19 protein-coding genes are annotated in these 21,483 nt (G+C 68.8%); 10 read left to right on the forward strand and 9 right to left on the reverse strand.

The genetic code is table 11. From position 1 onward, the window contains the following. Positions 1-191 precede the first annotated feature (191 nt). The 5 genes from DXT68_RS00475 (at position 192) to DXT68_RS00495 (ending at position 4,294) form a co-directional block, all read left to right on the forward strand. The gene (locus DXT68_RS00475; protein ID WP_045252600.1) at positions 192-1,745 is read left to right on the forward strand and encodes a Na+/H+ antiporter subunit D; all 1,554 of its coding nucleotides are present in this window, start codon (positions 192-194) and stop codon (positions 1,743-1,745) included. Then, on the forward strand, positions 1,742-2,341 hold the full coding sequence (locus DXT68_RS00480) for a Na+/H+ antiporter subunit E (protein ID WP_045252601.1): 600 nt from the start codon (positions 1,742-1,744) through the stop codon (positions 2,339-2,341). The genes DXT68_RS00475 and DXT68_RS00480 overlap by 4 nt, the downstream gene beginning before the upstream one ends. Continuing rightward, positions 2,338-2,607 carry an MrpF/PhaF family protein gene (locus DXT68_RS00485; RefSeq protein WP_045252602.1) on the forward strand — a complete coding sequence of 90 codons (270 nt, stop codon included), beginning with the start codon at positions 2,338-2,340 and terminating at the stop codon, positions 2,605-2,607. The genes DXT68_RS00480 and DXT68_RS00485 overlap by 4 nt, the downstream gene beginning before the upstream one ends. After that, positions 2,604-2,993, forward strand: coding sequence for a monovalent cation/H(+) antiporter subunit G (gene mnhG / locus DXT68_RS00490; protein WP_045252603.1), 390 nt, complete (start codon positions 2,604-2,606; stop codon positions 2,991-2,993). Before DXT68_RS00485 ends, mnhG begins: the two co-directional genes overlap by 4 nt. Positions 2,994-3,370: 377 nt before the next feature. Further along, positions 3,371-4,294, forward strand: coding sequence for a type IV toxin-antitoxin system AbiEi family antitoxin domain-containing protein (locus tag DXT68_RS00495; RefSeq protein WP_156149228.1), 924 nt, complete (start codon positions 3,371-3,373; stop codon positions 4,292-4,294). A gap of 224 nt (positions 4,295-4,518) precedes the next feature. On the opposite strand, the gene DXT68_RS00505 is transcribed toward DXT68_RS00495, so the two are convergent. Beyond that, the gene (locus DXT68_RS00505; protein ID WP_045252667.1) at positions 4,519-5,280 is read right to left on the reverse strand and encodes an alpha/beta fold hydrolase; all 762 of its coding nucleotides are present in this window, start codon (positions 5,278-5,280) and stop codon (positions 4,519-4,521) included. Between the two features lie 121 nt (positions 5,281-5,401). On the opposite strand from DXT68_RS00505, the gene DXT68_RS00510 reads away from it, so the two are divergent. Continuing rightward, the gene (locus tag DXT68_RS00510; RefSeq protein WP_162829097.1) at positions 5,402-6,778 is read left to right on the forward strand and encodes an MFS transporter; all 1,377 of its coding nucleotides are present in this window, start codon (positions 5,402-5,404) and stop codon (positions 6,776-6,778) included. 64 nt (positions 6,779-6,842) lie between these two features. On the opposite strand, the gene DXT68_RS00515 is transcribed toward DXT68_RS00510, so the two are convergent. The 8 genes from DXT68_RS00515 to DXT68_RS00555 all read right to left on the reverse strand — a co-directional run bounded on the left by DXT68_RS00515 (position 6,843) and on the right by DXT68_RS00555 (position 16,690). Beyond that, positions 6,843-7,439 (reverse strand): RNA polymerase sigma factor, encoded by a 597-nt coding sequence (locus DXT68_RS00515; RefSeq protein WP_052677572.1) that lies wholly within the window; start codon positions 7,437-7,439, stop codon positions 6,843-6,845. Further along, positions 7,436-8,026, reverse strand: coding sequence for a hypothetical protein (locus DXT68_RS00520; RefSeq protein ID WP_115760432.1), 591 nt, complete (start codon positions 8,024-8,026; stop codon positions 7,436-7,438). Before DXT68_RS00520 ends, DXT68_RS00515 begins: the two co-directional genes overlap by 4 nt. A gap of 192 nt (positions 8,027-8,218) precedes the next feature. Next, positions 8,219-10,930, reverse strand: coding sequence for a penicillin acylase family protein (locus DXT68_RS00525; RefSeq protein ID WP_373372451.1), 2,712 nt, complete (start codon positions 10,928-10,930; stop codon positions 8,219-8,221). 69 nt (positions 10,931-10,999) lie between these two features. Further along, positions 11,000-12,919: a YhgE/Pip domain-containing protein gene (locus tag DXT68_RS00530; protein ID WP_045252665.1), complete on the reverse strand. Its 1,920-nt coding sequence runs from the start codon at positions 12,917-12,919 to the stop codon at positions 11,000-11,002. Next, positions 12,916-13,839, reverse strand: a complete 924-nt coding sequence (locus DXT68_RS17120) for a hypothetical protein (protein ID WP_208856499.1) — start codon at positions 13,837-13,839, stop codon at positions 12,916-12,918. Before DXT68_RS17120 ends, DXT68_RS00530 begins: the two co-directional genes overlap by 4 nt. Beyond that, positions 13,836-14,459, reverse strand: coding sequence for a TetR/AcrR family transcriptional regulator (locus DXT68_RS00545; protein ID WP_045252664.1), 624 nt, complete (start codon positions 14,457-14,459; stop codon positions 13,836-13,838). Before DXT68_RS00545 ends, DXT68_RS17120 begins: the two co-directional genes overlap by 4 nt. A 298-nt stretch (positions 14,460-14,757) precedes the next feature. Further along, the gene (argG, locus tag DXT68_RS00550; protein WP_045252663.1) at positions 14,758-16,191 is read right to left on the reverse strand and encodes an argininosuccinate synthase; all 1,434 of its coding nucleotides are present in this window, start codon (positions 16,189-16,191) and stop codon (positions 14,758-14,760) included. Positions 16,192-16,306: 115 nt separating this feature from the next. Continuing rightward, positions 16,307-16,690, reverse strand: a complete 384-nt coding sequence (locus tag DXT68_RS00555) for a winged helix-turn-helix transcriptional regulator (RefSeq protein ID WP_045252662.1) — start codon at positions 16,688-16,690, stop codon at positions 16,307-16,309. 99 nt (positions 16,691-16,789) lie between these two features. On the opposite strand from DXT68_RS00555, the gene DXT68_RS00560 reads away from it, so the two are divergent. From DXT68_RS00560 to DXT68_RS00575, 4 genes are all read left to right on the forward strand, one after another. After that, positions 16,790-18,178, forward strand: coding sequence for an MFS transporter (locus tag DXT68_RS00560; RefSeq protein WP_244268078.1), 1,389 nt, complete (start codon positions 16,790-16,792; stop codon positions 18,176-18,178). Positions 18,179-18,228: 50 nt separating this feature from the next. Beyond that, entirely contained in the window at positions 18,229-19,020 is a 792-nt protein-coding gene (locus DXT68_RS00565; protein ID WP_045252660.1) for an NAD(P)H-dependent oxidoreductase, read from the forward strand. Between the two features lie 895 nt (positions 19,021-19,915). Beyond that, on the forward strand, positions 19,916-20,623 hold the full coding sequence (locus DXT68_RS00570) for a ZIP family metal transporter (protein ID WP_045252659.1): 708 nt from the start codon (positions 19,916-19,918) through the stop codon (positions 20,621-20,623). 269 nt (positions 20,624-20,892) lie between these two features. Beyond that, positions 20,893-21,465 (forward strand): hypothetical protein, encoded by a 573-nt coding sequence (locus tag DXT68_RS00575; protein WP_244268077.1) that lies wholly within the window; start codon positions 20,893-20,895, stop codon positions 21,463-21,465. Positions 21,466-21,483: the final 18 nt, after the last annotated feature.

Consider the following 21,483-nt stretch of genomic DNA (forward strand, 5'->3'; position numbering starts at 1 on the left):
CGCGAGTCCGGGGAGCGTTCCGGTTTCCGCGCGGATGCCGATACGCACGCATCCGACGCCGACGAGACGGATGCGGCGGATGCCGCCCGCGACACGGCGGCCGACACGGCATCCGACGACTCGGCCCCCGAGCACACCGACGACACCGACGACACCGAGCACACCGACGACACCGACAGGGAGGACCGCCCATGAGCGCACTCGTCCCCCTGCTGGTGGGGCTGCCGCTGCTCGGCGCCGCCGTCACCCTGATCTTCGGACGCAGGCCCCGACTGCAGGTCTTCGTCACGGTCGCGACACTCGCCGCGGTGTCGGTCATCGCGGCGGTGCTGCTGGTCGCCGTCGACGGCGGAAGCCCGATCGCCGTCTCGGTGGGAGGCTGGCCGGTGCCCTTCGGCATCGTGCTCTACGTCGACCGTCTGGCCGCCCTCCTGGTGCTCATCTCGAGCATCGTGCTGCTCGCGGTGCTCCTCTTCTCCATCGGTCAGGGTGCCGCCGACGGCACCGACGAGACGCCGATCTCGATCTTCAACCCGTCGTACCTGATCCTCGCCGCCGGCATCTTCAACGCGTTCATCGCGGGCGACCTCTTCAACCTCTACGTCGGATTCGAGATCCTGCTCGTCGCGTCGTACGTGCTCATCACGCTCGGGAGCACCGAGTCCCGCATCCGCACCGGCGCCGTCTACATCGTGGTCTCGCTGGTGTCGTCGATCCTGTTCCTCGCCTCGATCGCGATGATCTACGGGGCGCTCGGCACCGTGAACATGGCGCAGATCGCCGAGCGGATGCACGAGCTCCCGCAAGAGACGCAGCTCGTGCTGCATCTCATGCTGGTCGTGGCCTTCGGCATCAAAGCCGCGATCTTCCCGGTCTCGTTCTGGCTGCCCGACTCGTATCCCACGGCACCCGCACCCGTCACCGCCGTCTTCGCCGGACTGCTCACGAAGGTCGGCGTGTATGCGCTGATCCGCACCGAGACGCAGCTCTTCGCCGAGAACAGCATCGACACCGTGCTGCTGATCATCGCTCTCGCGACCATGATCGTCGGTGTGCTCGGCGCCGTCGCGCAGGCCGAGCTGAAGAGGATCCTGTCGTTCACCCTGGTCAGCCACGTCGGGTACATGATCTTCGGTCTGGCGATCGCGACCCCGGCCGCCATCGGCGCGACGGTCTACTACATCGTCCACCACATCGTCGTGCAGACGACCCTGTTCCTCGCCGTCGGACTCATCGAGCGCCGCGCCGGCAGCACGTCGATCCTTCGGGTGAAGGGGCTGCTGAAGGTCGCCCCGGTGATCGCCGTCCTCTACTTCATCCCCGCGATCAACCTCGGCGGGCTGCCCCCGTTCTCCGGTTTCATCGGCAAGTTCGCTCTCTTCGAGGCGGCGGCGTCGGTCGGAACGCCTCTGATGATCGTGCTGATCGGCGGCGGCATCGTCACGTCGCTGCTCACCCTGTACGCGCTGATGCGCGCCTGGAACCTCGCGTTCTGGCGCGAGGAGGAGGACTCCACCGAGACCGAGGGGCGCATCTCGTACCTCGGCAACGCCCCCGCCGCCGACGAGCAGCAGGAGCGCCGCCGCATCCCGCGGATCATGACGATCGCGACGGCCGGGATGGTCGGGGTCACGCTGGCTCTCACCGTGTTCGCCGGACCCCTCTACGCCCTGTGCGACCGGATCGGTGCGACGCTCCTCGAGCCCGTGAGCCTGGTGCAGCTCGAAGGCGAGGTCGACGGATGAGTCCCTCCGAGACCGGCCGTCACTTCTGGCGGGACACGCGCGTGCAGCTGCCGTTCCTCGCATGGCTCGTCGTGCTGTGGATGCTGCTGTGGAGCCAGTTCACGGTGCTCTCGTTCCTCTCGGGTCTCGTGGTCGCGGTGTTCGTGACGCGGGTGTTCCGGTTGCCGACGGTGGAGCTGTCCGGCCGCATCAACGTCTGGTACGCCCTGCTGCTGCTCGTGCAGTTCCTGTTCGCGATGCTGCGCGGAGCGCTCGCCGTGACCGCGCAGGTGTTCGACTTCCGTCGCCAGCCGGGGGCGGCCATCGTCGCCGTGCCTCTGCGCTACGCCGACGACCTGATGATGACGCACGTGTCGGTCGTGTCCTCGCTCGTTCCCGGCTCGCTGGTCGTCGAGGCCGACCGCGACCGCCAGGTGCTCTACCTGCACGTGATCGGAGTGCGCAGCATGGCCGACGTCGAGAAGCAGCGCGAGGGCGTGCTGCGCTGGGAGCGTCGGGTCGTCCGCGCTCTCGGTGCCCCCGACCAGTACCGTGCTCTCAAGGCCGACGAACGGGCGGCGCGCTCGGGCGGATCGATGAAGGGCGGTGTGCGATGAACGTTCTGCTGCTGGCGATCATGGTCGTCTTCGGCATCGCCGCGATCCTCACGATCGTTCGGATCGTGCGCGGTCCCTCGATCCTCGACCGTGCGGTGGCGTCGGACGTGCTCCTCACCGAGGTCATGTGCGTGCTCGGTGCCGAGATGGCGATCAACGGGCACACCCGCAACATCCCCGTGCTGCTGATCATCGCCGCGGTGGGTGTGTTCGGCTCGATCTCGGTCGCCCGATTCGTCGCGAGAAGGGACAACACGACGCCATGAACGTGTTCGGCCTCGCCATCCCCGACGGCGTCATCGACGTCACCGTCCTCGTGCTGATCCTGTTCGGCGCCATACTCTGCCTGTCCGCCGCGGTCGGCCTGCTGCGGTTCCGCGACGTGCCGTCGCGACTGCACGCCGCGACGAAGCCGCAGGTCCTGGGGCTCGTGCTCATCTGCCTCGCCATCGCGCTGTCGCAGCGCACCCTCGGCAGCATCCTCGTCGGACTGGCCCTCGTGACCCCGATCGTGCTCATGCAGTTCGCCACCGCCCCGCTGTCAGCCCACATCGTCGGCCGGCAGGCGTATCGCAACGGGACGACCGACGAGCGCAACCTGGTCGTCGACGAGCTCGCCGACTCGAAGCAGACGCCTCCCGCCGCGGGCTGAACGGCCTCGGCCGCGGGGGTCTGCCGTCTTTTCGGTCCGGTCCCGCCGCATCCCGGTCCCGCCGCGTCCCGGTGCCGTCCGGGCCCGGTCCCGCCCGTCCCGGCCCCGCCCGTCCCGGTGCCGCCGCGTCCCGGTCCCGCCGCGTCCCGGTCCCGTCCCGGTCCCGCCCGTCCCGGTCCCGGTGCGCAATTCAGCATCAAATTTCTCCGAGCACGTCTTCGAGCGCCCGACCAGCGGTATATCGAGCATCGGTGCTGAGACGTGATCGGCGCCTCTGAGCGAGTTCATCTTCTGCACAGATCCTCGCGACCGGCGATTCGTCTGCGATCGTGGAGAAGCGACTCACGCGTGCCCCCGCCGATCCGCACGCTTCCCTCATGAGTGAACGGAATGATGGTGAGAAGCGGACGGTGGCGCAGCGAGCTCGCGACCTCTACATGCCGACGGTGTTCTCCCGAGCGCAGCTGATTCGCTCGGGTCTGAGCGGACGCCGGATCTCCTCCGCGGTGGCGAGGGGCGACCTCGTGCGCATCCGGCGCGACAGGTATGCGCTGCCTTCGACCCCGCAAGACGTCATCTCCGCTGTGCGGATCGGGGGCCGCGTGTCGTGTCTGACGCTGCTCGTATCAGTGGGGGTCTTCGTCCACCACTGCCGCCGGTTGCATGTGCTCGTCACGCCAGGGTCGTCGCGCCTGCGTCTGTCGAAAGAGACCGAGTCCGTTCTGCACTGGCGGGTGAGGTCGAGCGTCGACCGCTGTCTTCACGCGGCTCCGATCGCCGAGGCCGTCGCCCATTCGGTGTACTGCCAGACCCCGCGTGACGCTCTCGCGACACTCGACAGCGTCCTCCACCACGCCGTCATGACCTACGAGGAACTCGCTGACCTGTTCGCGTCGCTGCCCGCGAGGTTCCGGGCGCTGCTGGCCCTGGTCGATGCGTCGGCGGCCTCGGGGCCGGAGACGTACATGCGATTGATCCTGAAGGCGATGGGCGTCTCGTACGAGACCCAGGTCTACCTGGAAGGCGTCGGGTACGTCGACTTCGTCGTGGATGGGTGGTTGATCATCGAGTGCGACAGCAAGGAGTTCCACGAGGGGTGGGAGAAACAGGTGCAGGATCGGGCGCGAGACATCGCTGCAGCCCGACTGGGCTACGTCACTGTCAGGCCCCTGGCGAAGGAGCTGCTCGGTGATCACACCGCCGTGCGTGAGGCGTTGGAGCAGATCATCGAGGTGATGGGCGCGCGATTCACCGACGGGCCCCGTTCGCGATTCAGCATGAACGATCGACGAACGGTGTGAATCAGCCACCTTTGCGCGTCGCAGCGCTTTTCGTGCTGAATTGCGAACGTGGCGGGGCGGAGCCCGGGGCTGCCCCGTCGACGGGGCCCCGCCGAGGCCGAGGCCGGGGCTGGGGCTGGGGCTGGGACTGGGACCGGGACTGGGACCGGGACTGGGACCGGGCCTGCGCCGCCGCCCGGCCCGAGGGCACGCCGCCCGGCCCGGAGGCCGCGCCGTCGCCAGGGTCAGAGGTCGTCGGCGAAGCTCTGGATCAGCTCGGCGGCGGGCTCGGAGTCGGTGATCAACGTGCCGTGACCGTGGTCGGGGATCACCCGGAGGTCGGCGCCGGGGATCTCGTCGATGATCTCCTGACACCAGCTCATCGGCGCGAGGGGATCGTCCTCGCCGCGCAGCACGAGCACCGGCTGCTCGATCCGCGCGAACGCCTTCTCGGGCTGATGCACGATGGTCGCGCGGATCTTGCGGATGAGGTGGGGGCCTCCGCGGAGGTATTCCCTCGCGCCGCGCCAGATCACCAGAGGGCGTTCGCCGATGAGGTCGCGCAGCAGGTAGCTCGCCTGCGCCGCGACGTTGCGGGCGGCCTTGTTCACGGTGGGGCCGGCGAGCACGACGCCCGCGACGAGCGACGGATGCCGGGCCGCGAGCTCCGCCGCGATCTGACTGCCCATCGAATGGCCGATCACCACGACCGGTCCCTCCTCGGCATGCCGCAGGTAGGCGGCGACGAGGTCGGCGTGCCGCTCCATGGTCAGCGTGCGGGTGGGCTCCGGTGCTTCGCCGAAACCGGGCAGATCGAGGGCGATGACCCGCCCGTGCAACCTCTGCACCACGTCGAGGTAGACGCTGCGACCCATGCCGATGCCGTGCAGCAGCAGAAAGGTGCGGGGACCTTCGCCGAAGGTCTCGGCGACCAGCGTGGAACCGCCGTGCTCGTACTCGAGCAGGGTGACGGGCGTGCCTTTCGGGGCGAGATAGCTGGAGACCACCCGTCAACGCTAACCGAGCTGGACGGATGCGGCGAACCGCAGACCTCTGCACGAGGGAGAGACCGCGGGCACCGCAGCTCGGCCGATGGGCCGTGTCCGTCCCTCGTGCGAGGATGAAGTGGTGTCTTCCCCGCAACCCGATCCCGACCAGGTCCCGGCGGTGGAGGAATCGACCGGCCGCACCCGCGGTCCTCTCGCGCGACTGGCGGCGGGATTCGACGATCCGGTGCTGCGCGCCCTGGTCGCGGCGACCGCGGTCTCGCGCATCGGGCGCGGCGTCTTCTTCGCCGTCACCGTGCTCTTCTTCACCCAGATCATCGGTCTGTCTCCGGCGCAGGCCGCGGTGGTGCTGGCCGTGTCGAGCGGATGCGGTGTCGTGGCGTCGTTCCTCGGCGGCTGGCTCGCCGATCGCTGGAGCGCGCGACGCCTCGCGTTCGGATTCGAGCTCACCGGCGGCGCGCTGCTGGCGGGGTACGCCTTCGTGGGTGACTTCGCATCCGCCCTTCTGCTCGCCAGCCTTGCCGGCTTCTTCGACACCCTCGGCCACTCGGCGCGGTCGGCGATCATCGCGCGGGGATTCGCCTCCGAGCGACGTGTGCACGCGCGGGCCGTGCTGCGCACCGTCACCAACATCGCGATCGCGGCAGGGTCCGGACTCGGCGCGATCGCGCTGGCGCTGGGCACTCCCGAGGCGTATCGCACCGTGATCGCCTGCGCGGGGGCGATCTGCGCGCTGGGTTCGCTGCCCCTGCTGCGGCTCACGCCCGCGGTCGACGCTCCGGCACGGGTGCGGATCAAGACGCTCCGCACCGAGACCGGGTCGATCGATACGGAGGCCGCGGCCGCCGCATCCGCCGAGCGCAGCGACTGGAACCGGCGCTCGCCGTGGCGCGACCCGAGGTATCTCGCGCTGAGCGGACTCTCGGCGATCTTCGGCATGCAGTTCGGGGTGGCCGAGTTCGGCGTTCCGCTGTGGATCACGCAGAACACGAACGCCCCCGAGGTCATGGTGGCCGTGCTGCTCATCGTCAACACGACTCTCGTGGTGCTCTTCCAGGTGCGGGCGTCGCGCGGCACGCACGACCTGCACGTCGCCGGGCGCGTGACGATGATCGCCGGCTGGCTCATGGTCGCCGCATGCCTGGTCTACGCGTTCGCCGCAGGCATGCCGGCCTGGGCCGCCATCGTGATTCTCATCGTCGGCATGATCGCCCACACCTTCGCCGAGATCCTGTCGCAGGCGGGGGCGTGGGGACTCAGTTTCGAGCTGGCCGATCAGGTGCGAGCCGGCGCCTATCAGGGCGTGTTCGGCATGGGGTTCTCTGTCGGCGCGCTGGCCGCCCCCATCGTGGTGAATGCGACCGCGATCACGTTCGGACTCCCCGGCTGGGCGATGCTGGGCGCGATCTTCTTCGCGGCGGCCGTCGGCATCTGGATCATCGCGCGCCGCGCCGCCGCGGCATCCGTGAACCCGGGGGCCGCACCCGGCCCCGCCTGATTGCGCCGACGGGTCGGGCCCGGCCACTGACGCGAGATCCCCCCGGATTCGGGATGGTCGTGGCTCAGAGGTGCGCAGGGGAGTCCTGTTTCTTCCAGACGCGATGATCGAGCGTGCCCGCCTGATCATCCTCACCGGGCCTGCGTGTCAGCGTCGATCGGGACGCGGGCTCGAGACCCTCTCGCAAGGTCTCGCGGGCTCGAGAGAGTCGAGAACGCGCGGTGGACGGGTTGATACCGAGGACGGCAGCAGCCTCGTGCGACACGAATCCCTCCCAGTACACCAGTCGAATCAACTCAGCGTCGTCGTCGGGAAGCCTGCTGATGGCGTCGCGAAGGTCCGCCGACGAGTCATCCCACACCGCGTCCTGTGACTGCATCCCCTCGACCAGTCGGTGCACCGCCGCCGAGCGTCGAGCGAGCGACCGGCGGGCGTCGCGGACGACGTTCCGCGCGATGCCGAACAACCACATGCGCGCTTCGGTCGGTTCCGCCGGGACCTTCCTCCGCAGCCTCCAGGCCGTCAGCATCAGTTCGCCGAACGCTTCGGCCGCGTCCGCCCCGTTGGTCAGGCGGCGTTGGAGATATCGCAAGAGGTCTGCCTCGTTCTCGCGCAGACGATCCTCGACACCGACGCGGGGGTCCTGCCGACGAGACCTCATCGGCAGTCCGTCGTCTGGCTGGAGAGGCTCACCTCGTGACCGGGGGACATCTCGTATCCACGCTGATCGAGAGTCCTGAACAGCTTCTCCGCCACGATCTGGCCCACCGCGTCCTGCTTCAGCTGCGCCGAGCTCACGACGACGGGCAGCGCCTGCCCGGAACTGTCTTTCGCTTCCGCGTACTCGGCGCGCAGCTTCGCCTCCATTGCGGTCGTGTCGAGGGCGTCCAGATCCATCCCTGCGACGATCTCCTTCGCATCGACAACGAGCGGATCGTCGCCGGCGAGGCCTTCCCACTTCACCAGGATGCCTTGGAAACACGCCGACCCATCGGTGCGCGGTGCGCTGAACACGTTGTCGGCCACCCAGCCCCACGGCGTCTCGTTCCCCGAACCCGCCATCGCGACAGAGCCGCCTCCGACCAGGAACACCGAGGCGAGCGCGCCCGCGCCCCAGGCCTTCAGCCGCCGTCGACCCCGCGAGCGCGCTTCCGCGATGATTCTCGTGCGATGCTCCCCCAACCCCGAAGGACTTGTCACCCGGGGTGCCGCCTCGCGAAGCTGTGTGTCCAGATCGATGTCATTCATGGTTCTCGCCTTCCTCACGGTTCATGCTCACTCTGTACATGGCCGCATACCGGCGAATTGTCCACACAGCCTCAGAAGTCATGGTCGGCGGTCACCCGTCACCGGGCAACCGTGGGGTCACCAGACAGGACCCCCGGGCATCGAGGGCAGAGCATCCGCCGACCGACTCGACAGCGATCGCAGTCGCTGCGGTCAGCCCGCCGGGACGAGAACGAGGGTGTGCCGGGTGGCGGCATCGACCGCCGCCGGCGAGAACGCCCACGGCTTCTGCACACCCGACGCCCAGTCGGCGGTCTGGTCGATGTAGTGCTCGTCGAACGCGTGCCCGGAGGCGCCGGTGAGGTGGATCCACGTCGAGGCGTCGAGGTCCGCGAGGTCGACGACCATGCGCATCGACGGGACGGTCGTGGTCGCGTACGAGGTGCCGATGTCCCATCCCGTGGCGTTGACCACCGACGCGCCGCCGCCGACGGCGTAGGGTCCGCGATTGAAGAGCATCTCGATCGGGGCGATGCCCGATGAGCCGAGGGTGTCGCTGGTCAGGGTGATCGCGTGCAGGTCGCCCCACCGCCACGCATTGACGGCATCGCCCTGCAGGCCGACGAGCTCGTCGTATGCCTCTTCGGCTGACAGCGCGAGCATCTCGTTCATGCTCGTGACACCCAGCGTGGGGTTGCTCCAGAGCGGGTCCGCGGGGGAGTCGAGGAGATCTCCGACCACGGTGAACAGGCGGCCCTGACCCTCGATCGGCAGCGGGTCCGCGCGCTCGGCGAAGATGTTGCGCACGAGGTTCGACCAGAGCACGTTCGCGTAGGCGGCGGCCGGAGAGGATGCGGAGTTCTGGGCGTCCCAGGTCCGCAGCAGATCGACCGCATCGCGGGTGCCCGCGCCCGTCACCGGGACATCGTCCATCGCCGACGCCAGCCGCTTGCCGATCCACATCTCGCTGTCCATCTGGATCTCGCGCATGTCCTGCGCGGTCAGGGGGCCGGCGGCGGCACGGCGCTCGATCAGGTGCTCGATGCGATCGGCGCGGTAGCCGTAGTCCCAGTCCCGGGAGAGGAAGTACGGGTACTCGTCGGCGACGATCGCGTTGTTGGCCGTGACGATGTACCCGGATGGCGGGTTGTACGACACGGGGAGCTCCTCGAACGGGATGAACCCGGTCCAGTCGTAGCGGCTGTCCCAGCCGGGTTGCGGCATCCAACCGTCTCCCGCGCCGCGGATCGGCAGGCGCCCCGGCGCCTGGTAGCCGATGTTGCCCTCGACGTCGGCGTAGACGAGGTTCTGCGCCGGCACGTCGAAGAGCGAGGCGGCGACGCGGAAGTCGTCGAAGTTCTGCGCGGTCGAGAGGGCGAAGATCGCGGTCGCCGCGGTTCCGGGGTCCAGAGCCGTCCACCGCAGACTCACGGCGTACTCGGCGTCGTCGGCGTTCTCGCCTGTGGGGGCGGTGGCGGTCGACCCGCCCGCCGCGAGTCCGGGTTCGGGGTCGGCGGCGATCGCGGTGAAGTCGTCGGTGAGGCCCGAGATGAGAGGACCGTGCACGGTCGAGCGGATCGTGAGCTCGATGTCGTCGCCTCCGGCGACCTTGATCGTCTCGGTGCGCTGGTCGAGCGGCACGAGCGCACCGTCGCGCCAGTACTGATCGCCCTCCAGACGTTCCACGTACAGGTCGGTGACATCGGTGGTCAGGTTTGTGAAACCCCAGGCGACCTGCTGATTGTGTCCGATCACGATGCCGGGGAGGCCCGAGAACGAGAAGCCGCCGACATCGAACGGGCAGGCGTCCGTGACCTCGCTGCACCGCAGCTGCACCTGATACCAGACCGAGGGAAGGGACGCACCGAGGTGCGGGTCGTTTGCGAGCAGCGGCAGGCCGCTCTCGGTCAGGTCGCCCGAGACGACCCACGAGTTCGAGCCGATGCCCTCCCCGACATCCCCGACGAGCAGGCTCGCCGCCTCGATCACATCCGAGGCCTCCTGCCATTCGATCGTGGTGGCGGCCTGCTGCATCTCGTCGTCGTGCGCGTCGTCGGTGAATGCGACCGGCTCGGTGCCCGTCTCGACGGCCGAGATCTGGGGGACGATCACGGGATGCTCGTCGAACGGATACGGCGGATAGAGCTGCTCGAGAGTGGCCTGCGTCGTCGCCGGATCGTCGCCGGTGGCGAGTTCGGAGGCGAGCAGCGAGCGTGCCGCCTCGTCGTCGACGTTGCCGCGGAGATCCCAGGCCATCGCCTTGAGCCAGGCGACCGAGTCCGCGGGTTCCCAGGGCTCGGGGGCGTAGTCGGGGTTCTGTATTCCCAGAACGGCATATTCGAGCGACAACTCGGATCCCGACCGGGATGCGAGGTAGGCGTTCACGCCGTCGGCGTACGCCTCGTAGTAGCCGAGCGTCACCTCATCCATCGTCTCGACCTCGGCCTCGGCCACCACACGCCAGCCCAGGGTGCGCAGAAAGGCGTCGGTCGCCACCTGCGACTCCCCGAACATCTCGGCGACGCGGCCCGACGTGACATGGCGGCGGAAGTCCATCTCGAAGAATCGATCCTGGGCGTGCACGAATCCCTGGGCGTAGAAGAGGTCGTCCGTCGACTCGGCGGTGATCGTCGGGATGCCGCGGTCGTCGCGCTGCACCGTGACCTGCGCCTGCAGTCCGTCGAGCGGGAGGGTTCCCTCGGTCTGCGGGAAGGATCTCTGGATGGTCCAGGTGACGACGAACGCCGCCGCGACGGCGATCACGACGAGCCCGGCCACGACGAGGAAGGCGATGCGGCCGATGCGGCCGCGCAGAGAGGTGCGCGCGACCGGGGCGGGATCGGGCGAATGGGTCGTCATCATCGAGAACTCTTTCGAACGGCGTGGGTGGTACTCGGTACCCACGAGCCCCAGAGTGCGTCTCATCGGACGCACTCTGGGAATCCTACTCACACCCGCCGACGTCGCGGGGCTCTCGGTCGCATCGAGCGGGGGTCAGCCGATCAGGCTCGGCTGCAGATCGCGCAGCGTTCTCCGATGCGTCATCCGCGTCACGCCGATCGCCGCGAGCAGGAGCGCGCCGACGAGCCAGATGCCGAGGACCACGAGATCCCATCCGGCCCGACCCAGATTGCCGCCGTACATCAGCTGCCGCATCGCATCGACCACGTAGCCGAGCGGAAGCACGTGGTGCAGGGCTGCCAGGGGGGCGGGCAGCGTCTGCCACGGGAAGGTGCCGCCCGCGGTGACGAGCTGCAGCACCATGAGCACCAGACCCAGGAACTGCCCCACCGAGCCGAGCCACACGTTCAGCATCAGGATGATGGCGGCGAAGGTCGCGGAGGCGAAGACCATCACCCCGAGCGTGCCTATCGGGTTGTTGAACGTGAATCCGAGGGTGATCGCCAGGATGCCCATGAGCCCCACCATCTGCAGGGCGCCGAGCATCGCCGGCGTCAGCCAGCCTGCCAGGGTGACGCGCAGCGGCGAGTGCAGGGCGGTGACGGCGCGACGGGAGATCGGCTTGACGATGAGGAACAGCGCGTAGATGCCGATCCATGCCGAGAGCGCGGCGAAGAACGGCGCGAGGCCTGCGCCGTAGTCTTCGGCGGAGGCGACCTTGTCGCTGGACACCTTCACCGGGTCGGCGATGGTGTCGGCCTGCTGGGTGCGCAGCTCGGGTGTGGAGACGGGGATCTGCGCGACGCCGTCGGAGAGTCCGTCGCGCAGCTCTGCCGTGCCGGAGGCGAGCGTGGCGAGTCCGTCGCGCAGCTGTGCGGCGCCGTCGTTCGCGGACGCCGCGCCGGTCGCGACGGTGCCTGCGCCGGAGGCGAGCGTGCCTGCACCCGAGGCGAGGGTACCGGCGCCCGACGCGAGCTCGGAGGCACCCGAGGCGACGGATGCCGCGCCGGCAGCGAGCTGATCGACCTTGTCGACGGCGCCCTGCACCTGGGCGTTGCCCTCCTGCAATCGGGTGCCGAGCGGGTCGAGCTTCGCGAGCAACTGGTCGACCTCCTCGGGGGTGAGCCCCTGCTCGGTCAGCGCGGTAGCGATGTCGGTGCGCACCTGGGGCAGTGCGTTCGCGGCCTGCTGGACCACGTCGCCGGCCCGATCGGCGACGTCGGCGAGCTGCCGGTTGCCGTCGCTGACCTGCTGCGCGCCGCCGGCGAGTGTCTGCGCGCCGTTCGCGAGCGTCTGCGCGCCGCCGGCGAGTGTCTGCGCGCCGTTCGCGAGCTGCGCCGTGCCGTCTGCGAGCTGCGCCGTGCCGTCGGCGAGCGTGGCGCTGCCGGATGCTGCGGTGTTCGCGCCGTCCGTCAACTGGCTCGCGCCGTCGACAGCGGTGACCAGCTTGTCGCGCACCTCGCTCAATCCGGTGAGCAGCCGCTCCGCGGCCTCGCTCCCGACCATCTCGGCGACCGAGCTGCGGATCTTCTCGACCGCCTGGGTGCCCATCGACGAGGCGAGGTAGTTGTTGGCGTCGTTCGTCTCGAGCTCGATGCGCGCCTGATGCGGGTCGTCGCCGGATGCCGAGGTCAGTGCGGCGGAGAAGTCCGCGGGGATCGTCACCGCGAAGTCGACCGTGCCCTCGCGCAGGGCGTTCGCGGCCTCGTCATCCGACATCCGCTGCCAGTCGAAGGCGTTGCCCTCGATGAGGTTGTCGGCGACATCCTCGCCGTAGTTGACGGTCTCGCCGGTCGGAGCATCCGTGCCTGTGGTGGGGGTCGCGGCGCCCTCGTCGTCGACGACGAGGGCGACGGGGACGTCGGGGAACTTGGCGTACGGGTCCTGGTTGGCCCAGAGGTAGAGCCCGCCGTAGAGGATCGGCACGCACACGAGCGCGATCAGCGCGATGATGCCCATCTTGCTCGCGGTGAGTCGCCGCAGCTCGGCGGCGATCATGGAGGGGACCTTCATCGCCCTGCTCCGTTCTGGTCTGTGTCCGCGGCTGTGTCTGCAGCCGGGTCCGTGTCTGTGTCTGTGTCGACGGCGGGATCCGTGGCTGTGTCCGCGTCCGGATCTGTGTCCGCGTCCAGGGCCGTGGCGTCTTCGTCCACCGCCGCCGCCGCGTCGGTGTCTTCGTCCGCGATCGTGTCGGTGTCGGTGTCGGTGTCGGTGTCGGTGGCGGTGGCGGTGGCGGTGGCGGTGGCGGTGGCGGTGTCTTCGTCCGCCGTCGATTCGTCGTCGGTGGGTGCCTCGAGGATGAGCGGCTGGATCGGACCCGAGGCGTTGATGGCCTCGAGCTCATGCATGCGTTCGAGCGCGACCGCGGCGGATCCGCCGACGATGACGAGCATGGCGTAGCCGCGGTCGGCGAACTCCGACGCGATGCGCCACCACCCGTCGGGGCTGCCGCCGTGGCGGTCTGGTGAGACGAGCACCACGCCCTCGGTGCCCTTGCGCAGCACCGCGAGTTCGCACAGGATGCGCACGCGGGCGGCCGGGTCGACGTTGCCGATCGGTACGCCCGCCAGCTCTCCGAAGCCGAGCTGCGTGAGCCAGCGGCGCGAGTGCAGGGGTGTCGCTCCGACACCGGCGAACATGAGCTCTTCGCCGACGACGCCCGCGAGGGTGATGTCGGCGTGCGGGTCGCTGACGTCGGGGGCGTCGACGAGCGCGATCGTTCGGCGCAGCCGTCGGTTGTCGGCGCTGCCGTCGATGGTGACGCGACCGGTGTCCGGGCGCATCCGCCCGCTCGCGATCAGGCCGAGGACACTCGGTCGCTGCTCGGTCTCGGCGATCGCGAAGCGCACCGCACCGGTGTGGAATTCGAGGCTGGTGGGGGGCAGGGCCTGGCCGCCGCGCCCCTTGCTCACCTCGTGGAGTGTGATCTTCATGCGTCGACCCGCTCGGATCCGATGATCTCGGGATGCACGGTCAGCAGGTCGTCGGCCTCGCGCCAGGACAGCCCCGCGATGCTGAGGAGCGTGCGCACGGCGAGGTTCTCGGCGCCGATGCTCGCGGCATCGGTGCGGGATACGACGGTGCGGGCGACCTCTTCGATGAGGCGTGCGAGCGTCGGCGCGGCGATGTCGGTGCGGAAGCTGCCGTCCTCCTGGCCCCGTCGGGCGAGGGCCGCGACGGTGCGGCGAAGCGGCGCGAGGGCGTCGGCGGTGTGCTGCACATGCGCCTCGTCGAGGGCGAGGGCCGCAGCGACCTGCACGTGGGACGCCTCTTGCCAGAGTCTGGCGGCGAGCCGGGCGAGCGCGATGCGCGCGTCAGTGTCGGTCACGGACTCGGCGATCGCGTTGAACCGCTGCGTGCCCACCGAGATGAGCTCGCGGATCAGCGCCTCGCGGTCGTCGAAGTGCCCGTACAGGGTGCGGCGCGAGAGGCCGGCGCTGCGGGCGATGACGTCGATCGAGGCGCGGGGGTCGGCGGCGAGGGTCTCTCGAGCCGCATCGAGGATTCCGGCACGGTTCTCGACGGAATCGCGACGGGGGGCACGGGTGGTCATGGCTCCATGGTAGCTAATGTGCACAGACGTGTGCAAGATAGTGTGGCGAACTCACAGGTGCCGGGGGTTGCCCGTTCAGGATTCAGCAGAGAACGATCGTTCCAGAATGGCACGGGTGGGTTTCGAGCCGACCTGTGGCGTCTGTGCTGAATTGCGCACGGGGACTCGTCGTGACCCCGAACGGCAGGCGCGGTAGCCGGCGGAACGCAGGGGGAAAGCAGGGGGGTGGAGGCGACGGGCAGGGCAGCAGAAGGGGGCGGATGCTGATCGCACCCGCCCCCTCTCGTGAACCGTTCGGTCAGTCGGTTCCGGAGTCGAAGGCCGCGCCCTCCGAGGCGGTGTCCACCGCGCCCGCGAGCGCCTGGTCGACGTCTTCGACCGCGCCGGTGATCTCTCCGGACTCGCCGGCCGTGACGCGGCCGACGAGTTCGCCGGTGGCGCCGCCGATCAGGCCGAGGCCGGCGTACTGCTCGAGGCGGGACCGCGAGTCGGCGATGTCGAGGTTGCGCATGGTCAGCTGGCCGATGCGGTCGACCGGGCCGAAGGCCGCGTCGCCGACGCGCTCCATCGACAGCTTCTCGGGGCCGTACGACAGGTTCGGCGAGGTGGTGTCGACGATCGTCCAGTCGTCACCACGACGCAGACGCACGGTGACGGTTCCCGAGATCGTGAGACCGACCCACCGCTGGATCGACTCGCGCAGCATGAGGGACTGCGGCTCGAGCCAGCGCCCTTCGTACATCAGGCGACCCAGGCGACGACCCGACTCGTGATACGTGGCCAGGGTGTCTTCGTTCAGGATGCCGTTCACGAGGCGCTCGTAGGCGATGAACAGCAGCGCCATGGCCGGTGCCTCGTAGATGCCGCGCGACTTCGCCTCGATGATGCGGTTCTCGATCTGGTCGCTCATGCCGAGGCCGTGGCGTCCGCCGATGGTGTTCGCCTCCATGACGAGGGCCACCGGATCGGTGTACTCGACGCCGTTGAGGGCGACGGGGCGTCCGGCGTCGAAGGTGACCGACACGTCTTCGGTCTCGATCGCGACCGACGGATCCCAGAACTTGACGCCCATGATCGGGTCGACCGTCTCGAGCGAGACGTTCAGGTGCTCGAGCGTCTTCGCCTCGTGCGTCGCCCCCCAGATGTTGGCGTCGGTCGAGTACGCCTTCTCCACCGAGTCGCGGTAGGGGAAGTCGTGGGCGACGAGCCACTCGCTCATCTCCTTGCGGCCGCCGAGCTCGGTCACGAAGTCGGCGTCGAGCCACGGCTTGTAGACGCGCAGGCGGGGGTTGGCCAGCAGGCCGTAGCGGTAGAACCGCTCGATGTCGTTGCCTTTGTAGGTGGAGCCGTCGCCCCAGATGTCGACGCCGTCCTCCTTCATGGCGCGCACCAGCATCGTGCCGGTCACGGCGCGACCGAGCGGCGTGGTGTTGAAGTAGGTCTTGCCGCCGGAGCGGATGTGGAATGCGCCGCACGACAGGGCGACGAGGCCCTCTTCGACCAGCGCGGTCTTGCAGTCGACCAGGCGGGACGCCTCGGCGCCGTACTCCAGCGCGCGGCCGGGGATCGACGCGATGTCGTCTTCGTCGTACTGGCCGAGATCACCGGTGTACGTGTAGGGGACGGCGCCCTTGTCGCGCATCCACGCGACGGCGACGGAGGTGTCGAGTCCTCCGGAGAAGGCGATGCCGACGCGCTCGCCGACGGGAAGTGACTGGAGGACCTTGGACATGGCCCCCAGTCTATCGGCGGCGTGTCGGCTGTTTCGGACGCACCCGACTACCCGACGCGCGCGACGACCGGGGGCGCGCGCGACGACCGGGGGCGTGCAGCGGCGGTACGCGGGGTCAGCGAGCGACCGGCGCACTCGCTTCCGGCAGCAGGCTGCGCTGGTGCTCGGCATAGCTCCCGCCCCACGACGTCAGCGCGTCGACGAGCGGCAGGGATCCACGGCCGAGCTCGCTCAACCGGTACTCGACCTTGGGCGGCACCTGTCGGTACACCGTGCGGATGACGAGGCCGTCGTCTTCGAGCTCGCGCAGCTGGCGGGTCAGAACGCGAGCCGTCGGCTCGTCGAGCAGGCGGCTCAGTTCGCCGAACCGCAGCACCTCGTGCTCGCGCAGCAGGCTGAGGATGCTGGGCTTCCATGCGCCGCCGAGCACCGCGATCGAGATCTCCGCATCGCAGGCGTCTGTCCACTCCTGCACGATGCGCGCCGTCTTCTCTCTCACCGGATCCGCCCTTCGTCGCTCCCATGGTATCCAGAACGTCAGTATGTAACAACAATGACCGTACTTGCTCGTCTCGTACCGGTCCGCGACACTGGACACGTGACTGCTTCCGTGCCCGTGGCACCCACCCGTTCGCGCTCGCCGCGGCATCCGTGGCTCGCCATGATCCCCCTCCTCCTCGGCATCCTGATCGGCGCCCTCGCGATCAGCAGCGTGTCGACCGCGCTGCCCGCGATCCGCGGCGATCTGACGCTCAGCGACACGGGCGCGCTATGGCTCGTCGACGTCTACTCCCTCTCTCTGGCGGCGACGCTGATCCTCGCCGCACGCATCGGAGACGCTGTCGGGCGCAAGCGGATCGTGCTCCTCGGCCTCGCCGGATTCGCGGTACTCAACCTCATCGGCGGCCTCGCGCAGGACGGCCTCGTGCTGATCGTCGTGCGCGCTCTCCTCGGTGTGGCCGAGGCCTTCGTCGTCGCGGGTGTCGTCGCCACGATCGGCGCGCACTATCAGGCTCGTCAGCGCGTGCTCGCCTACGGGCTGTGGACCGCGACGTTCGGCACGGGCAGCGCCCTCGGTCCGGTTCTCGGCGGTCTGGTGACCGAGGGGCCCGGATGGCGCTGGCTGCTGCTGGGGAGCGTGCCGCTGGCGGTGGTCGCCGCGGTGCTCGCCCTCTGGCTCGTGCCGGACTCGCGCAGCTCCCGGCCGGTGTCGTGGGACATCCTCAGCATCGTGTCGTCGATCGTGGCGCTGGGTGCCCTGGTGTTCGCGCTGCACGAGATTCTGGCCGCTCCCGTGCCCGCGGCCGTGGCGGGTGTGGTCGCGGTGGCGACCCTCGTGTTCTTCATCCGACGGCAGCGCTCGCTGCGTGACCCCCTGATCGACCTGCGCCTGTTCCGCGTGTCCGGCTTCAGTCCTGCGGTGGTTCGCATCGTGGCGAGCAGCGGGGTGTCGTCGGCCTGCGTGCTCCTCGCCAGCCTGCACCTGCAGGATCTGCGCGGGTACTCCGCGGCGGAGGCGGGGATCGCGATCCTGCCGCAGGCGGTGGCGATCGCCCTCGGTGGTGTCGCCGCACCCCTGTTCCTGCGGTGGCTGACCTCGCCCTCGCTCACGGTGCTCGCCCTCGTGATCCAGGGCGTCGGACTCGTGTGGCTGGCGCTGGATCCTGAGATCGTGGCGCTGCCGCTCGTGCTCGTCGGCGCCGGATTCGGCGTCGCAGCGACCCTGGCGGCCACGACCCTGTTCGACGTCACGACGGAGGACGACGCTGGGCAGGTCGGCGCGATCCAGGAAGTCGCCTTCGCCCTCGGCGGCGGGCTCGGCATCGCCGTGCTCGGCACGATCTCGCAGGTCGTCGGAGCGAGCGGATTCGCGGTGGCTCTCGTGGTCGCCGCCGTCGCGGTGGCCGCCGCCGCGCTCGTGCCGTTGGTGCGACGCGCCCCACAGGGTGCCGAACGCTCCCCGCGCGACCCCGCCGGCATCCGCTGACACTCGCCGCCGCATCCCGCCATCACCATCCCCACGGAAGAGAGACTCGCTTGTCCGCGCCCCGTAAGACCGTCCATTGGATCCTCGCCCACCCCCAGGAGAGCTCCGTCAACGCCCGTCTGTTCCGAGAGGGCGTGGAGTTCCTGTCGCGCGATCATGACGTGCACGTCTCCGATCTGTATCGGCAGGGGTTCGATCCGGTGCTCGGCGCTGCCGACCTCGGTGCCCCCGGCGGACGGGAGGGGAACGTCGTCGACCTCATGGGTGCCGCGCACGCCGAAGGCACGGTGCCGTCTGAAGTGCGCGAGGAGCAGCGCAAGCTCGAGGCGGCCGATCTGGTCGTGCTCCAGTTCCCCCTGTGGTGGTACGGCCCGCCGGCGATCCTCAAAGGGTGGTTCGATCGCGTGCTCACGAACGGATTCGCCTACGGACCCACCGATCCCGAGACCGGGCTGCCGCTGCGGTACGGGGAGGGACTGCTCGCCGGCAGGCGCGCGCTCGTGATCGTGACCGCGGGGGAGGACGACCGATCGATCGGCACCCGCGGCATCAGCGGCGACATCGACGCGCTGATGTTCCCGCTCACCCACGGCACGCTCTGGTACACCGGCATCGAGCCGCTCGACCTGCACGTCGTGCACGATGTCGACGGCTTCGGCGCCGCTGACGTCGAGCGGGAATCCGCCCGCCTGCGCACACGACTCGCGGGGATCGACGACGAGACGCCGACCAGTCCGTACCGCCGGCTGCGCGACGGCGAGTACCACGGCACCCGAGCGCTGCGGGCGGATCTGCTGCCCGGGCGCACCGACCTCGGCATCCATCGCCGCGTACGCGACTGAACGGCGGAGGGGGGGCGAGGGGCGGTGAAGTCGCTGCTAACCAGGATGCGTGCTTTGCCGAGGGTGTTTCAGTGCGCCGACGGGAGCACTGACCTGTCACGAAACCGCCCATACTTCGGTCATGGAGACTGGCGCGGACCACGAGTTACCCGCGAAAGCCTGAGCAATGCGCTCCTCTCGATGACGAGACCGCTTTTGTCGGCCGTTTGGGGGACGCGCACTCTACGGTCAGCTTGTTACGGTGATTCTTGTTCGCAGTCCAATCATCGGAGGCCCCAACTCATGAGACAGGCATCCCAAATATCAGGGGCAGCACTCGCAGTGCCGAACAGCAGGCTATGGTGACTGGCGCCTCGGCGACGCTTGTCGCAGCGATCTGTGCTCTTGCAGGTCCCCCATCTGCGGGGGTCGCCTGTGGAGTTGGCGGAGTGCTCATCGGGTCCATTGTTGCGTTCATCGTTGCAAATGGGGTGTGTGCGAACGGGCGTGAGATGCGCATCTATCCACTCGCGGGGCCGTCGGGGTTTAGCTGCCAGTGAATACTAAGAAGCGACTACATCCCGCAGTCTTCGCGACGATCGTCGCGGGCGGGATAATTCTTGTACAACTGGCTCTGTTGCTGACAGGAGTCTGGGAGTGGTCAACCGATTTGATATCGGTGGCCGTTATCGACCTCATCTTCTGGGGTCTTCTGTACTTCGTCTGGTACGCAGCTGGGAAGATCAAACAGTAGAAGGTGCTTCATGGTGCACTAGCAGCGCATCCGCCCGCGGCGCGCTCAGACGGTTCGCCTGCCCGGTGATTGCGTCGAACGTCGAGTTGGCCCCGACGAGGAGAAATCGCTGACAGTGATCTGTGCCGCGCAGTGGCAGAGTGGCCCTGAAGGAGGCAGGACATGGGCGGAGCGATCCTCTGGGGCGTGGTGGCGGCGGCGCCCCTCTTCGTCGGCGCAGTGCTCGCACTGCTGCGCGCCTGGCCGCCGCGCTGGCTCGGCATCGTGCTCGGATTCGGTGCGGGGGCGCTCATGGCGTCGATCGCATTCGAGCTGTGGGAGGAGGGGCTCGCGCTCGCCGGCCCCATCCCGCTCGTGCTCGGCGTCGCGCTGGGAGCGATCAGCTACTACATCGCCGCCCGCATCCTCGACGCCAGAGCCGCGAAGAAGAAGGGGCAGGCCGGCGGCGGGCAGCTCGCGGTGGGGGCGCTGCTCGACGGCATCCCTGAGCAGCTGGTGCTCGGCATCGGGCTGGCGTCCGGCGAGCCGGTGAGCGTGGCGCTCGTCGTCGCGATCCTCGTATCGAACCTGCCGGAATCGATCGGCTCCGCGGCGGACCTGCTGCAGGGTGGGATGGCGAAGTCGCGGGTGCTGCTGCTGTGGGCCGGAGTCGCGGTCGTCTGCGCGGCGGCGACCGTCGCGGGATTCGCCCTCACGAGTGTGACCGGAGATGCCTTCCGCGCCGGTGCGAGCGGATTCGCCGCCGGAGCCCTGCTCGTGATGCTGGTCGACTCCATGATCCCGGAGGCGCAGTCCAAGGCGAAGGAATCGACGGGGCTCGCGACCGTGCTGGGCTTCGCGCTCGCCGCAGGTCTCGCCCTCGCCTCCTGACGACCGCGAGGCAAAAGGAAACCCCGACCGTCACACTCGCGTGCGCTGCGTCGGGGACTGGTTCTATCGTACCCCTTGAGAAATCCGCAAGCAATGGAGGAAACGTGCACCGTCTTCGCGCAGCGATCCCTGCGGCCAGGATCGCGCGATACGACAAGGTCTGCGCGGACACTGACGTCGATGGGATGGATCTTTATCGATGGGCCAGCTCGGTGGCGCTTGCGGTGTTCGACGACCTCGGACACCTCGAGGTCGCGATGCGATCGGCGATGGCGAGGGAGCTCGCTGCGACCTATGGAGTCAACTGGTACGAGCGCGTGGAGATTCTTGACGAGGACACTCTCGAACTCATCTCTGAAGCCTGGCAGACGGGTCATCTGTCGAAGTTGGACGCCGATTCGATCGTGATTCACGGAAAACTGGTGGCGACCCTGATGTTCGGCTTCTGGGTGAAGATCTTGGGCAAGGGTGGATATCAGGGCACGGACGAAGATCGATCTCGTCGCATCTACGACACCCTGCTCTGGAAGCCGGCGCTGCGTAGGGCATTCCCCGAGGTCGGAGACTTCGATCGGTCTCGCGTGGAGTCCGCTGCGCGTCGTGTGCGGTCGCTACGCAACCGCATCGCCCATCACGAGCACATCATCTGGGGCGTTCCCATCGCAGGCGAGCAGGATTCGAGTGGAACCCCCGTGCGACTGTCGCTAACCGAGGCGCACGACACCCTCATCGAACTCGCTGGCTACGTCGACAAGGGCCTCGCAGGCTGGCTGATGGAGAACAGCCGGGTGCACACGCTGATCGAAGAATGTCCGGTCTGGGAGGGGCATCTCGATCTCTGAACCAGGCCCCTCGAGTGG

Source organism: Microbacterium foliorum (genome assembly GCF_003367705.1).
GTDB lineage: Bacteria > Actinomycetota > Actinomycetes > Actinomycetales > Microbacteriaceae > Microbacterium > Microbacterium foliorum.

Coding starts and splice junctions, on each gene's coding strand:
- mnhG (WP_045252603.1), top strand. CDS start 2,604: ATGAACGTGTTCGGCCTCGCCATCCCCGACGGCGTCATCGACGTCACC.
- DXT68_RS00525 (WP_373372451.1), bottom strand. CDS start 10,930: ATGAGACGCACTCTGGGGCTCGTGGGTACCGAGTACCACCCACGCCGT.
- DXT68_RS00520 (WP_115760432.1), bottom strand. CDS start 8,026: ATGAATGACATCGATCTGGACACACAGCTTCGCGAGGCGGCACCCCGG.
- DXT68_RS17120 (WP_208856499.1), bottom strand. CDS start 13,839: ATGAAGATCACACTCCACGAGGTGAGCAAGGGGCGCGGCGGCCAGGCC.
- DXT68_RS00475 (WP_045252600.1), top strand. CDS start 192: ATGAGCGCACTCGTCCCCCTGCTGGTGGGGCTGCCGCTGCTCGGCGCC.
- DXT68_RS00485 (WP_045252602.1), top strand. CDS start 2,338: ATGAACGTTCTGCTGCTGGCGATCATGGTCGTCTTCGGCATCGCCGCG.
- DXT68_RS00480 (WP_045252601.1), top strand. CDS start 1,742: ATGAGTCCCTCCGAGACCGGCCGTCACTTCTGGCGGGACACGCGCGTG.
- DXT68_RS00530 (WP_045252665.1), bottom strand. CDS start 12,919: ATGAAGGTCCCCTCCATGATCGCCGCCGAGCTGCGGCGACTCACCGCG.
- argG (WP_045252663.1), bottom strand. CDS start 16,191: ATGTCCAAGGTCCTCCAGTCACTTCCCGTCGGCGAGCGCGTCGGCATC.
- DXT68_RS00575 (WP_244268077.1), top strand. CDS start 20,893: ATGGCGAGGGAGCTCGCTGCGACCTATGGAGTCAACTGGTACGAGCGC.
- DXT68_RS00545 (WP_045252664.1), bottom strand. CDS start 14,459: ATGACCACCCGTGCCCCCCGTCGCGATTCCGTCGAGAACCGTGCCGGA.
- DXT68_RS00570 (WP_045252659.1), top strand. CDS start 19,916: ATGGGCGGAGCGATCCTCTGGGGCGTGGTGGCGGCGGCGCCCCTCTTC.
- DXT68_RS00515 (WP_052677572.1), bottom strand. CDS start 7,439: ATGAGGTCTCGTCGGCAGGACCCCCGCGTCGGTGTCGAGGATCGTCTG.
- DXT68_RS00495 (WP_156149228.1), top strand. CDS start 3,371: ATGAGTGAACGGAATGATGGTGAGAAGCGGACGGTGGCGCAGCGAGCT.